At 57.3% G+C, this 14379-nt stretch carries 11 protein-coding genes; all 11 read right to left on the bottom strand.

Translation table 11 applies throughout. From position 1 onward, the window contains the following. Positions 1 to 187 (bottom strand): transposase (locus tag M653_RS0126150; RefSeq protein ID WP_027145980.1); only part of this gene is annotated, 187 nt, incomplete at its 3' end. Between the two features lie 289 nt (positions 188 to 476). Beyond that, positions 477 to 2612, bottom strand: coding sequence for a hydantoinase B/oxoprolinase family protein (locus M653_RS01000000133555; RefSeq protein ID WP_084636882.1), 2136 nt, complete (start codon positions 2610 to 2612; stop codon positions 477 to 479). Further along, a complete protein-coding gene (locus M653_RS0126160; RefSeq protein ID WP_027145981.1) occupies positions 2609 to 4657 on the bottom strand; it encodes a hydantoinase/oxoprolinase family protein in 2049 nt (682 codons plus the stop codon). The genes M653_RS01000000133555 and M653_RS0126160 overlap by 4 nt, the downstream gene beginning before the upstream one ends. Positions 4658 to 5675: 1018 nt before the next feature. After that, positions 5676 to 6671 (bottom strand): P-type DNA transfer ATPase VirB11, encoded by a 996-nt coding sequence (gene virB11 / locus M653_RS0126175; protein ID WP_027145983.1) that lies wholly within the window; start codon positions 6669 to 6671, stop codon positions 5676 to 5678. Further along, the gene (locus M653_RS0126180; protein WP_245262358.1) at positions 6668 to 8080 is read right to left on the bottom strand and encodes a TrbI/VirB10 family protein; all 1413 of its coding nucleotides are present in this window, start codon (positions 8078 to 8080) and stop codon (positions 6668 to 6670) included. Before M653_RS0126180 ends, virB11 begins: the two co-directional genes overlap by 4 nt. A 15-nt stretch (positions 8081 to 8095) precedes the next feature. Continuing rightward, complete coding sequence (locus M653_RS0126185) at positions 8096 to 8773, bottom strand: TrbG/VirB9 family P-type conjugative transfer protein (RefSeq protein ID WP_245262359.1); 678 nt, start codon at positions 8771 to 8773, stop codon at positions 8096 to 8098. An 80-nt stretch (positions 8774 to 8853) separates the two neighbouring features. Continuing rightward, the gene (locus M653_RS0126190; RefSeq protein WP_027145986.1) at positions 8854 to 9528 is read right to left on the bottom strand and encodes a type IV secretion system protein; all 675 of its coding nucleotides are present in this window, start codon (positions 9526 to 9528) and stop codon (positions 8854 to 8856) included. A 30-nt stretch (positions 9529 to 9558) separates the two neighbouring features. Then, on the bottom strand, positions 9559 to 10734 hold the full coding sequence (locus tag M653_RS01000000133560) for a type IV secretion system protein (protein ID WP_051442808.1): 1176 nt from the start codon (positions 10732 to 10734) through the stop codon (positions 9559 to 9561). 5 nt (positions 10735 to 10739) lie between these two features. Then, positions 10740 to 11558 carry a type IV secretion system protein gene (locus M653_RS0126200; protein WP_027145987.1) on the bottom strand — a complete coding sequence of 273 codons (819 nt, stop codon included), beginning with the start codon at positions 11556 to 11558 and terminating at the stop codon, positions 10740 to 10742. A 130-nt stretch (positions 11559 to 11688) separates the two neighbouring features. Next, entirely contained in the window at positions 11689 to 14037 is a 2349-nt protein-coding gene (locus M653_RS0126205; protein WP_245262360.1) for a DUF87 domain-containing protein, read from the bottom strand. After that, entirely contained in the window at positions 14030 to 14338 is a 309-nt protein-coding gene (locus M653_RS0126210; RefSeq protein ID WP_245262361.1) for a VirB3 family type IV secretion system protein, read from the bottom strand. Before M653_RS0126210 ends, M653_RS0126205 begins: the two co-directional genes overlap by 8 nt. Positions 14339 to 14379 lie beyond the last annotated feature (41 nt).

The following is a 14379-nucleotide window of genomic DNA, read 5'->3' on the forward strand; positions in this document are numbered from 1 at the left end:
TCACGGATCGATAGTCGCCGAGCCGCTCGGGGAGATCACGCCAGCGCCCACCCGAGCGGGCCATCCACAGCAGGGCATCGAGGAACTTCCGGTTGTCGGTGCGCGGGCCGCGCTTGCCCTTCGTACCGCCAGGCACAAAGCCCTTGATCCGTTCCCACTGATCCTCTCGAAGCGCATCGCAGTCCATCGCTGACCTCCAAAAATCAGCGTTGAATCTGATTTGCCCTTCCTTGGGAATCCCAACCCGTTAAATCGTCACTACGCCCTAGTACAGGCAACGGGCAGCCAAGGCGGCCTGGCTGATGACCTCTCCGCGGAACGATCGCCCCATTGGCGGCGCGACGCAGCCATGGTCGCGTAGCGAAAAGACCAGTCGCGGCGGCTTGGGGCTAGATCCCCGAAAGTCCATCGGTGCCGCGGCCCCTACGCGATGAGCGCCGGCCCCTTCAGTGGGACCCTTGCACTCGGGGGCTCCCCTAGCGCGGTGGGCATGACCCCGCTCGCACGCAAGTCTCGGTGCAGTTGCGCACCAGGCATGTGCAATGGTCCTCAACCTGCGGATAGAGGCTTATCAACTCGTCGAACAGGATATCGATCATCTTGGCGCCATCTGTCGCCGTTCCGTCTGCGATACGTTGATCAAGCATCTCGAACACGCGACGCTTTAGGAAGAAGCGCCATTCCACTGGAACCCGGATCAATCGCTCGGTTAACACTGCATAACGTTCTCTTGTCCATCGTTGTTCGTGTGCACGACGATAAACTCCAAAGTCGAATAGTTCCTGGCCGATGGAAACGTCCTTCAGTGCACGCAGCTTCTGTGTTTTCTCTTTGTCTAATTTACCTTCAGATACGGCGACAGCATAAAGTTCACGTGCATCTTCTAACGTTAAATAGCCACACCGCATATCGGCCAACACGCGATCCGGATCCCGTGTCCTAGGATCGCCGTACCCTCCACCGCCTGCACCCGCACATCGGATCACATCGCCCGGCATGCAGGAGACCAGGTCGGCGTTCCCCAAATCTTCCTCCTGCGGGGTGCCAGGATTACGCGTGAAAGTGGAAGTGCGTCCCGCTAGGCCGCCGTTCAATCCCCAAGCGCTGAAGTATGAGCGATCGCGGTTTCGCGCCGTAATCATTGTATCAGGAGCGAATACCTGGAATTCCATCACTGTGCCCAACCCGCCGCGATAGCGCCCAGCACCACCGCTGTTGCGGACCAAGCCATAACGCCGGATCTTGATGGGGACTTCGGCTTCGTTGATTTCGACGGGTGTATTTCGCAGGAAGGCGAAATTGGCCCCTGATCCATCGGAACCATCTGCATACATCGACCCACCTGCACCGCCTCCAATCGGTCCGATGGACGCCATTACCGTGCGGCCATCATGGCCCATGGTGCGCACGTTCAAGAGCGACATGCCAGATGATGGGCAGGCAGGCAGCCGGTCCGGAGCAGCACGAGCGAACGCACCGAACACGACGACTTGGAGCACCATGCAGGTCAAGCTGCGCATCCCAACGGCTGCGGGGGGGTGAGGGTTCAAAACTGTACCTTCCGGCAGGATACAGCGCGCGATACGCAGCATACCGGCGTTTAGAAGCAGGTCGGGATTGAGGGAATAGAGCACGTAATTCAAACCGACCAGAGCAAGTGCGTGGCGCTCATGGCCTCCGGTAGGAACATTCAAGGACGAAGAAAGCTGCGGGTCGCTGCCCGTGAAGTCGAATTCAAGAAGCCCATCTTTGATGCGAAGCGTGAGGGCAACACGCATGGGTTTGCCGTTGACAGCAGAATCTTCATCCGCGTAGTCGTCGAAGAAATACTCCCCATCAGGGATCGTTCTGGCGACGGCGCGCGCTTGCTGTTCGGAATATGCCAGCAGGGCTTTTGTTCCTGCCTCGAAACGGTCCGCACCAAGCCTATCGACAATTTCAACGATCTTGCGCTCGCCAATAACAAGGCTTGCCAATTGCGCGCTGAGGTCCCCGCGATTCTGCTCGGGCGCTCGAACGTTTGTCGCCATCAGCGCCAATACCTCCTCATTGATCACGCCACCGCGAACAATTCGAGTGGGTGGAAACCGAATCCCTTCCTGGTGAATTTCCGTCAAAGTTCTCGATAGGGAGGCCGGCACCGCTCCCCCCATGTCGGTATTATGAATATGTCCACCAACAAAGCAGACCAGTTTGTCGCCATAGAATACAGGTCGCCAGACTACGATATCCGGTGTATGCGTGGCGATGTAGCCACTATAAGCGTCGTTCGTGAGCCAGATATCGCCAGCTCTGTATTCCTGGACGAGTGCAAGCAATGGACCATAGTCAAGTCCCGCATACCAAGTGGCACCGAGCGTTCGAGGCGATGCGAATGTTAGGCCCGAAGGTGTCATTATGGAGCAGGAGAAATCCTCGGTCTCCTTAACGAATGTCGAGTGCGCCGTGCGCATAAGCGCGAAAGCCATGCTCTCGGCGGCGGCCACGCAGTAATTTGCAAAGATTTGCAGTTCCGCCTTGTCGAACTGCTGGATTTGCTCCTCCGCTCCGTCACTGGGCGGACAGTTTACTTCTTTCGCCGATGGATCCCGTAGTTGAGCGACACCCTTCATTTCAGGGCTCCTGCTTTTATGATAAGATTTCCGAACATGTCGACCGCAACCATGAAGTCGGGCAACACGCAGGTCGTTGTGTCGTCCTGAACGACTATGGCAGGCCCATTGAAACACTGCTTCCCCCGGAGCGACGTTCTCTCAAAGACCGGGACGGTCCGGATTTCGCCGTCCATATAACAGCACATCGTTTGTGCAGGCCGAGGCTGGGATGTGTCTTCTACTATCTTGAGCATGTCCGGTTTTGGTGTTGGGGCGCTGATTACCAGTCGCAGAGCGATAACCTGAACGACGCCCTTGTCGTCTCGATGGCCGTACAGCTTATGGTAGGCTTCGTGAAAGGCATTCCGAACCGATTCAGCACCCTGTTCAACAAACGACAAGCCGGACAGGGGAGTGTCGATTTCAAACGATTGACCGCGGTAGCGCATGTCGGCCGACAAGCTAATCCGCGCGCTCTCGTCGGTACCGATCTCTTCGCAAAGCCATTCACGAGCCTGCCGCTCAAGTGCCAGCCGATCCTTGTCGAGCCGACTCAACGCATCAGTATCGAGCGTGCAGTAAGTGGTCTTGATAAAATCGTTCTTTGTGTCGGCGATAAGTCCGCCAAGAGCACTCAAAACGCCGGGTATTATGGGTACGACTATTTCTTTCATGTTGAGCGTGCGCGCCAAATAGCAGGCGAGCATCGGCCCAGCTCCACCAAAGGGCAACAGCGAGAACACTTGTGGATCAATACCAAAGCGCGACACAAGCCGGCTTACCCCGGCGTACATACCTGAGACTGCAACCTTGATAATCGCCTCGGCTGTCTGGTACCCGTCTTGCCCGATGCTGGCACCGAGTTTCTCGATCGCCTGAGTTGCCGCTTCGCGGTCCACCGTCACCGTATTGTAGGCGAGCTCGGACTGGCCAAGGATCCCGAGCGCCGCGAATGCGTCCGTGATTGTCGCACGTGTTCCATCGCGCCCATAACAGACCGGTCCCGGGTTTGAGCCCGCGCTGTCCGGTCCAACTTTCAGGACACCGAATTCGTCGACCCAAGCCACCGAACCACCGCCGTCGCCGATGGAGGTGACTGACACAGACGGGATGTGGATCTGGAAATCGCCAATGTACTCACCTGTGGTGAACTGTGGCTGGCCATCGACGATCAGAGCGACATCGGCTGTAGTACCGCCTATGTCCAGGCTCATACAGTTCTGGATACCGCATTGCTGTGCAACATAGGCAGCGCCGATCACTCCGGAGGCGGTTCCCGACAGGATCATCTGCACGCAGTTCGATTTGCCGTGCTCGGCGCTCATGATGCCGCCATTGGATTTCGTAACCTTCAGCCCCGCTGAGACGCCTGTCTTTGTCAAAGCGTCCTGCAGACAAGTAAGGTAGTGAGAGACGCGTGGCTGAACGTAACCGCCAATCACGCTCGTCAACGTTCGCTCGTACTCGCGGATAATGGGCCAGACTTCGTGCGAGCAGGAGACAAACAGATCGGGGCGCGCGTGGAGCAGGATCGCCTTGACAGCTTGCTCATGCACAGGGTTGCGGTAGGCATGCAGGAGCGACACGACAACTCCCTCGCATTGTGCGGCCTCGATTGATTTGAGTGCCTTGAGCACGCTTGCTTCATCGACTGCGATCTCAATCGTCCCATCGAAATTCAGCCGTTCGACGACACCAAATACGCGATCGCGAGGCACGAGTGGCTGCGGCCTGGTTGACAAGAGGTGGTACATATCGGGGCTTTTCAGCCGTGCCAGGTCCAGCACGTCCTCAAAGTTCTTGGTTGTGATCAATCCCAGGCGCAGTCCCTTGCGTTGGACGACGGCGTTCACGCCAACTGTGGTCCCGTGCGTAAAATAATCCACGTCCTCGGGGCGGATGCCATAGCGGTCCTCCAACATTCGCATGCCGTCGAGGACCTCGGTGCCCGGGCTATCGGGCCGAGAGAAAACCTTGAGTGTACGAACGCTGCGCGTTTGGCTGTCCAATACTGCGAAATCAGCGAATGAGCCGCCAATATCTACACCAATTCTGAGCGTCACGTTTCAAAGTCCTTCATTAGCTTCTGCGCAAACGCCTATATCGGGTACGCAGTGTTCTCAGGGCATTCTGAGATTCGTCGGCCCTGTTTGGAGGCGCCAGCGGCTTGCACTGTAAACCTAACCAGATGATCGCCGAGCGGTTTCTGGAACGGTGCTCGACTCCAATCAGCTGGAGGCTCAGCCTGAAGATCACAAGCAAAGAGAGCCGGTCGTTTTCACCGTACCGACATGTGAATGTCGTGACGGACTTGACCCAGGAGCCCTTCCTGAACAGCTTGGCTGTGGCGACGCTGAAACGTCAAATCTCTGTCGAGCAGGCAATTGGATAAACACCATTCCATCTTCTCCCAAGATGAAATGGTCGTGCAAGATGGGTGCCAGACGGTGCGTGCTGACACGACACCAATGTCGCCGCTTCCCTTCATTCGAAACCGTAACTCGTAGGCGGGCCACCATCCCAGCTTTCGTTGTGCGGACAGTCGCCGGCTCTATAAGCGACGACCGAAACGGTTGCCCAACGCCGGTCTTCCTGAGTAATGGTCGGGCGAGCCGCCGACCGGTCGCGTCAAAGAGAAAGCTCCGGAGCGTCGACCCTCGCGATGGGCGAGCAGCAGTTCGATCGAGGCTACGCCGCGAACAGCCTAAACAACGTCCTCGAGCTAGCCCACAAGGAAAGCCCTGGCGCTTTGGTCTGCACCGGGGCCTTTTGACATGGATGAGCTACTTAGAACGTCTGCATATGCACACACCCGTAGGGCGGATCGGCAATTGAGCACGCAGAAAAAAACCGCTGAGCGTGGCTGGCACCGCCGCCGGCGGTTTTGATTTTTGGATGGCTAGGCGGCATCCGATCGTCAGGCAAGCGTTGCTGTTCAGGCGCTTGCACCTTCGTGCCCCCAAGATCGAACCACGACGAAAGTCGCCAAGCTCCAAGGATCTGATCGACCCCTGGACGGCAGTTGACGTTGGCACGCAGATCCTGATCTGGCCATCCCCATTTGGGCGATTCACGCCTAGTCTAATTCTGCGAGGGCAGGTGAATTTCCAGTACGCCGCGCCTGCCCTGCCGGCGGCCGACCTGAATGACCAGGTCAATCGTCTTTTTCGCATAGTTGGCAACGTCCGAATGGGACATCTGCACGCCAGAGCGCATCACCATGAGTGCGAGCCTGTCGAAAGCAAGTTCGGGACTGTCTGCGTGGATAGTCGATATCGAACCTGGGTGGCCGGTGTTGATCGCCTCAAGAAAATCATAAGCCTCAATGCCGCGGATTTCGCCAAGGATGATGCGGTCAGGGCGCATTCGCAGGCAGCTTTCCAAGAGTCTCGATGGGCGGCGAGCGGAACTCTCGTTACGATCTGCGATTAGCCCCACTTGGTTCTTGTGAGGCGGGTTAAGCTCCTGTGCGTCTTCGATGGTGATGATCCGCTCGGCAGGGTCTGACATGGCCAGCAAGGCACGCGCGACTGTGGTCTTGCCGGAGGAGGTGCCGCCCGAAATGAGAATGTTGAATCTCTCATCGATGGCCTGTCGAAACAGATGATGCAAATTGCCGACGCTGGCCATTTCCATAATTGCCCGGTGTCGCTCGCGGCGGTTGGCATCCACTGTGATCTGGCCGCCGTCGATGAAGTCTATCTTGGCACAGTCCAAAGTCCGCTTCAGATATTTACGGATGGTCAGGGACACGCCCATTTCGACGGCAGGTTCGACTACGAGCTGCACACGCAACGAATTCCCCCAAACCACGACTCGACCGGAGACGATCGGATGATCGGGCCCAAGGACGTTGCGGGTCTCTCCTGCCAGCTGTGCTCCAAGCCGCTTGATGGCACGAGGCGGCAAGGCCACGTCGATCTCCTGCATGTGTAGCGCTCCGGCCGCCTCCACGAAAATGGACCCGTTCGGATTGATCGCCAATTCATTGATATTGTCATTGACCAGGTAGTCTCGAAGCGGGCCCAGGTACTGCTCCACATATGAGATATCGCGGCTGGGCTGGTGGTCATTCATCGGATAATGAGATCCTGATTGACAAAGACTCGAATTTCCTCGCCCTGAGGGACACGAACGATGGGAGGGAGGGAGAGATATTTGTTCAAGATATCCTCACCTTGATCGCTGAGTGCCCCAGCGATCTTAGATGCGGTCTGGCCACCAGCATCGCTATTTCCTGATCCGGCACCCCCAATATTGATGGTCGCACCACCTTCTCTGGAGGACTTGTTGCTGCTGGTCAGTCCGGGAATGATCGAGGGCAGAGCGGTGATCGCGCTGATGAGGACAGCTGCACCTATTTTCTTTACATAGCGGTTGTCCACGTTACCTTCGGTGCCCGCGCGACCAAGCAGGTCCGCCCCTGTAGAGCCCAGGGCAATTGATTGGCCATCGGGAGTGACTGCTCGGTTCCAGGCGATGAGCACGCGCTTTTGCTCAACATCCACCCGATTACTGAAGGTGCCGATCAGGCTGGTCCCCGCCGGCAGCAGAATGCGAGAACCGTCAAAGGAGAAGACCGGCTCGATCACTTGGGCGCGGATATTTCCCGGCAGTTCAGTATCAATTGCCGTTTCAAGCACCGCAGAGATTATGGTGCCCTGCACGACCGTATGTGAAGGAGCAGGGAGAGCACGAGACACCGACGTTTTTACCTCCGAGCCGGCGGCAGAGGCTAGAAAACGATCGTTTGCGCTCAGGTCTTGGGACCCTTGTCGCGCATCTTCGGCTAAAGCCACGCCCGCTCCAGATTCATCGACGACAACGCCTGTCGATTCCCGTTGCTTGGTCGCAATCTCGTCCAGTTGACGGCGCCTCTCGACGTCGAGCTTGGCGGCCTCCTCGGAACGTGCGCGCTCTTCTTCCAAACGCGACGCCTCGGCACGGAGTCGTGCGTCTTCCAGGTTCCGCTTCTCGCGCTCGTCCTGGAGCCTCTGCGTTATCTCTTTGTTGTACCGCTCGAGCAGTTTCTGGACCTCAGCAAGCGAAATGTCTGAGCCTTTGTTGGCCCTCGCTTCGGCAATGATTTCCTTGCGCAGTTCTTCGAGCTGCTTGTTCGTCTCGGCGTTGGGACTGGGCCTTGGATCAGTTCCCGCAGGCGCCTCGGCAGCTGGAATATCAAGCCGCTGTTCGTTCGGGATCGCGCGGTCCACTTCCAAATTGATCTGGGAGGTCTTCTGCTCATCCTCGCCGCCAAACCCAACTGCGTTCAGCGCTCGAGTTGGTCCAACAGCAATGGCACAAGCAGCGGCGATACCAAACAGCAACATGCCGGCCAGCATAACCCAGCCGACACTTTGACGCTCAGATTGCGCAATGTGGCGAGCTCGGCGTTCTTCAACGCGTTTATCGCGGTCCACATCAACAGAGGCATCAGCGGCAGGGCGATCTTGTCGAGTGTCAATATCGCTCGACCTATCCGGCACGTCCCAATCCTTTCCTCACTTGTTTTTTTGCGATTGCACAGCGTCTGTCTTGCCGACACAGACAGCGTCATCGCCGATTCTCATCACCCAATAGTCGCTGGTCCCGTCGACGATGACACGGTCATCGTCAGTGCGCGAATTGACCAGCTTTTCCTCGCGATGATTGCCGACACTGAAGATTGCGGGCCGGGGTGCGCCCTTGGGCAGCACGAAAGTTGTCTGCAGTGTATTGTCTGTTACGGCGAGAGGACGGAACCGGGCATGGCCCGAGACCATGTAGTTGTGATTTACCGGTCCGCCACGGGCAAGGCTCTTGTCCGGCGCCCTGGACTGCTCTGGATAGGTGAAGACGATCCGGAACGCTTGCGCGGCACCCGCCTTCATGCCCGCCTTTATCTCGCCGACTGATCGTAGCTCGAACGTATAAACGCGCTGGTCAGTGTAGATGGTCATATTTGTCAGGGCTTGGTCGATAATGGGCTTCAGGCTGACCACGTTGCCCATCTTCAGCTTGATCACTTGCCAAGACGCGCTGTCTCCGATGAGGATCGACTCTACTTTCTCCCCGGCGTCAAATTGGATCGCTGTGACCGATTTCAAATATAGGCTAAGCTTGTATACGTTGTGCTCGTCGTACACATAACGCTTTATCCGTGCATCGGCCGCAAATCCAACAGGCGATTGCTCGGCCATGACGGCTGTCATAAGTCCTGCGCTGATAAGAAGTGACAATGATAAGGTCTTTAGCATTTTTATCTCGGTAAATTGCATGTTTAATTAGCGGCTTCCGCGTCGATCCGGTAGGCCACAACATTGAAGCCAAGCGGGTTTTTCCACACAGACTCCAAAGTGGCATTTACCTTTGGTTTGAACTGATAGCCCACGGTGACCACATAACTGCGCTCGACCGTGTCGTGCCCCTTTTCTTCTCGATGCTTGATGACGCGCACACGAGCGAGATCCGTCACGTCGCGGCGGTCCGAAGGGGTCAAGGAGATAGATTTGACCACAACACGCACCCGAACCTCATTGCCGTAGATTTTGGGCGGATATTGAGGCGAATCCGAGCGCCAGGTCTGGGCGAGAGTTTGCGCGGCGTTGTCCGATGAACGCTCCATGACGTCTGGAATTCGAGTCCTGTTATCGGCTGGATCGTAAGTCTCGCGGTCGACAACATAGGAAACAAGTTCTGCCTGAAGGACAGCCTCCTGCTGTTCGAGTGAGGCAGGCCGGACCTGGACGATCTTTTCAGCCTCGCCGGTGGTTTTATCGACCATCACCACATACGGCTTGGTTTCCTTGAGCGGCAGTACGATGACGAGAGCTACCAGCGACAAAAGGCTTGCGGAGGTGGCACAAACTGCAATTCTTGCCCAATTGTTGCGCTGATCGCGAAGGTTGAAGAAAAGCTCGTCTTCGAATGCATGCTGCGTTGCATGTTCAGCCACGCGTCCCTCCTATTCTGGTGTGCGTGCGTTTCAGCGGTAGAGATTGGCCTGCTCAGGGGACAGGGCCCCGTTGCCGTCTGAGCGGGAGGCGCCACCGGAAGAACTGTCGGCTGCGGCCCCCCTGCCACCCGGTTTCGGCGAGGAATGTCCGATCATGCCGCGAGCAAGAAAATCATCCCAACGCTGCCTCCGGACGTGTGCGCTTTGGTGCATCGATCTTACCGCCGACATCGTCGCTCCGCCCACCGAAGCGCCAGCGCCCCGCGCGGTGCTTGCCGCCATTGCGCCATCTGCCAACCACCGGTTTGAGGCGCGAAGGCTATTGTGAGCACTCTTAGCCATGCCAGCTACGGCCCCCACTGCCCCGGCGCCGACGGCCGAGACCGATGCAGAAGCTAGGGTGCTTGCCATCGTCGGGACCATGAACAGGAGAACCGTCACGGCGATCATGATTGTCGGGAACTCGAATCCGCCCTCGTCGTTCGCCAGGATTTGGGCGGCGACATACAGAACAACAGTCATCAGTGCGCTGGTGAGCAACGGGACAATCACGAAGCCCATTGTAAAGCGCGTCCAGCTCTCGAAATGTTGCCTGGTTTGAGGCATCATCAGCATGATAATGGCCAGAGGCGCCAAGCTGATCGACACTGCGAAGCCTACTTTTGCGATGAGGACAATAATAGCGCATGCGGCGGTAAAAAAAGCGCCAACGATCAGAATGAGCACACCCATAAAGACGTTTCGGAGTGCCTTGCCGACCTTGAAGACCGGAATATTCGAAAGGTAGTGTCCGCTGATTTCGAAAATCGCGTGGGCGAACTCGTCCATTGCAGAATACGTGTCGGTTATTCGCTCAGGATCGAGGACATTCTTATTCTTTGTCGGGATTTGCTTTGCCGCTCCGCGTAGCATAATGGCAGTGTAGTCGCTGGGCACATCCACCAGGACAGTATAAATGCCATGGAAATTCACCCACATGGTCGCGAAAGAATATATCAGTATATAACGCAGCCCCCACAGCAGGTATATCGAATAGTTCACGGGTTTGAATTGCGTTATGTGATTCACCGCGATGAACAACAGCGCGATCAGAGCTACGGCGGCAAGCAGCGTTCTGATTGGGTCAGCAACTCCAACGAAAATTGTCTCCGCATAATCAACGAGGGCGCCGTCAATCGTGTGGGCAACTGTCGAAATGATACCCATGATAATTACCGGTTAAAGTCGCCAAACAGGTTTTTGACCGTGTCCGGTTCGGCGGCTTCGGCGCCGACCGACATGAGGTAGGTTCCTGCCACCGAGGCGATCGCCGCTTGGGTGCGAAGCGTTTCGTTCAGCTGCTGGGCGACTTCGATCATCACGCGTGTGTTGATGTCGACGCTGGTTTTCAAGTCACTGCTGGTGCTGAGCGCTGTGACATAATCATTGATCCTGCCCATGCTGTCGTTGGCGCGCCTGTAGGAGTCCTCCGCGGCAGACGCAGCGACAGCGCCTTGAGCCGCTGAATGAGCGACCATGACGTTGCTGAGGAGCTTGTCGTTGCGTAAGGCAAATGCGTCGTCCAAGCGGTATAGCTTGCGAATTTTGATCAGCGCTGCCTGAATTCCATCGGAGCCAACCGTCTCTCCGTTCAAGGCAGCGTTCGCCATTTCCCAAGGCCCTTGCCCTGCCTTGCGGGCCGCGACGTCTGCCTCGCTGTTGCTCTGCGGGAACGGCTTTGGGCCAGATATGGCAGCAAGCTGCATTTGAGCCGCATCCTGGATCCCGATTAGCAGCTTTTCGGCTACGTGCGCCGACGTGAGCAATTGCGTGGTGCCCCCGCCCATCAGCCGGGACAGCTCAACCATATATGTCAGCAACTCGACAGCGTTCTGGTCGTAGCTTGCCTGCGCGCCGTCGGGCGCCGCAGGCAGCGTTGCGATGGGAGGCAGCGGCACAGGCGCGATCGCGGTTTCTTGGGCGTAAGCCTCGTGAAGCAGCAGACCGGCCCCGAGCAGAAGGCCAGCCACAGCCTTGAATGGTTGTTTCATGTCACGGCTCCTTCCGCTTGACGGTCAAGGGTTTCCCAGGTGCAGACGCAATTGTTCTCCCGCATCGGCGGGACCGATTGGCAGGCGGTAAGGGGGACGAGTATCAATGTGAGACAGATCAGGGACCTCCTCATTTCAGCATCTCCATTTGAAAATTAGGCACATTGCGCCATTCTGCAGGCGCGTTTTGCCCGCGTCCGCCTCCCAGAACATCGATCCCCCTACCGATCGCCCCAAGCGCGAAGTCGAGAACGACGCTGTCACCACCCGATTTCAACAGCACGAGATGGTTTCCAACGTTACTTGTCTGAAGGAACGCGCTCTCCGTGGGCGTCAGGTTGAGCGGTGCGAGCTCGGCTTCGGTATTGTAGGAGCTGGGGTAGATCAGACGCGTGGCGGCGCTCTCCAATATGGCGTCGCCGGCGGCGCTGTTGATGAGGTGTGACACGCGCTGGGTCAGGAGAACGACCGCAACGTTTTTCTTGCGCATCGTTAGCATCCAGTCCTTGAGGCGCAGCTCGAAATACGGATCGTCGAGCAGTTTCCAGGCTTCATCAAGGACGAGCAGGGTTGGAACTTCGTCTTCTACCAGCCGTTCCACGCGCCGGAAGATATAGCTCAGCCACGCTGTGCGGACGCCGTCATTATCGAAAATTTCGGTAAGGTCAAATGCGGTGATCCGACTGTCGAAAGCGAGCGTATCGACCTCCTTGCCGCCGAACAGCCAGCCGAACTGGCCGGTTTCGTCCCACCGGCCAAGCCGGTTATGGAGATCGCCATCGTCGTCCGTCGCACGCAGCTGGCTACGGAACTGTTCGAAATTCTGGAGGCGAGGGTCGGCTGTCGCGTTGGCCTGAACGGCATCATTCAGGGCCTGAACCTGTACCGGATTTAGTTGTCCTCCTTCATTGCTGGCCAATGCCATAAGCCAATCCGACAGCCACGCTGTGCCGCGGTTGTCTGCCTCCGCCCGCATAGGGTTGAAGCCTGTTTCCTGGCCCATACGCACGGAGGAATACGTTCCCCCCATGGCGCGGACCGCCATCTCGAAACCATTATCCTTGTCGAAGATTATCATGCGAGCGCCAAGCCGTTGGGCCTGGCTAAGCAGAAACGCGACACCGAGCGTCTTGCCGGACCCCGTTTGGCCAAGCACGAGCGTGTGAGCGACCGTGCGCTGACCCGGTTTGCCTGGTAAGTGGAAGTTGAAACGGAACGTTTCGCCGCTCGATGTCGGGAAGATTGTCACGCAGTCGCCCCAAGGACATCGCTCCGGTGGGTTGCCTTTCGGCAAGCCGTGCATGGCGCAAAATTCTGCGAAATTCTGAGAGGAGATCATAGCCGCACGGGTGCGGTAGCTGAAGTTGCCAGGGTGCTGGGCGAAATAGACGGCCCGGGCAGAGAAGCTCTCGCGCACGATTGCAGCACCCGCTTCCTGCATGGCGCGTGTGACATACGCCATGGCCTCCTCAAGTTCCTCGCGAGTTTCGCAGAACACCGCAATACTGCAATGATGGTCGCCAAAGACGACGCGACCCGATGCAACGTCGTCTTCGGCCATTTCGAGTTGAGCCATCAGGGAGACGGCCGCATCCTCTGCCGCCCTCATCTGTTTGCGCACACGAGCGATCTTACCTTGGGCGGCAATGTTATCGATTGGAGTAAAGCTCTGTGAGACCACGGTATCGTAAGGTAGGTTGAGCCTGTCGAGGATTCCGGGAAAGGTCTCGGTCGGATAATCCTTTAGGGATACGAGGGTGCCGTAGCGTTTGATGCCGGGGTTCGGATGGTCACACTCGAAGACCCTGCCGCGGAACGTGACTGTCGAGGTTGCCAGGAGATCAGCGACCGGGACAAACCTCTTGCCCGGAATCAGACGCCCACTTGATCCGTCGGTCAGCGTGCGCAACATGCCGAGCCATCGGCCATCCAATACCGTGAGGCGACGAGGCTTTGCCTCACTTAGACTGACCATGCAGGTTGTGATCATCTGATCGAGGCGGACCGCGCGCGCGGCGACCTCGTCACGACTGTAGCTATCCTTGTTGGCAAACAAATTGACAAGTTTGGTCAGTTTTTTCGGTGGCCGGATCACCATGGTGATCATCGTGATGCGATCGCGTAGCCCGATGTTCTCGAGATAATGCCGCCAGCGCCGGTCGATCTCCTCATTGAACGCATCTCCTTCGATCGCCCGCAAGTTGGGCCGAGCGGCAACGGATATGCGGTGAACGTAATACCCAACATTCCCGCGCTGTTGGGCAATGAAGCGAGAAAACGCGTTACTCAGCTCCGCTGTCTGCCGGCTGTCGATTGTGTCGGCATTGACGCCTTCGACGACAAAAGCGCCCATTAGATCGCCGTCCCGCAACATCAGGGTGACGTCGTCCACGCTGCTCAGATATGGTAGTTGGCTGGCAAGTTGGTCGGTTTTGGGATCGCCTTGTGGCATCGCCCGACGGGGAGATGCCTCAAGCACGGTAGACCAGTCCTTCGCCTTTCAACAGTGCCGCGCTCATCCGCGTGCTTTGCACGGTTGCGATGAAGACATCGATTATTTTTGGATCATGGGCGGCAAGGGCACGCAGCGCGCCGTAACCAATACTACCCACCACCGCCAGGTAGATGAATGATTGGGTGATGAGGAAGCCCAGCATGACGGCACATATGAGAACGACCAGATATGTGATCGGCAACCCCGCAAAGGCGACCTCTCGCGTCAGGCCTATGAAAAGCGTTGTACGTTGAATGGTCTGTACTCCATTGGGACCGCGAGGCACCCCGCGGCCTTCCAGAAAATGAGCAGGCGACGGCGCCGGAC

This window comes from Mesorhizobium sp. WSM3626, from assembly GCF_000513935.1.
Lineage (GTDB): Bacteria > Pseudomonadota > Alphaproteobacteria > Rhizobiales > Rhizobiaceae > Mesorhizobium > Mesorhizobium salmacidum.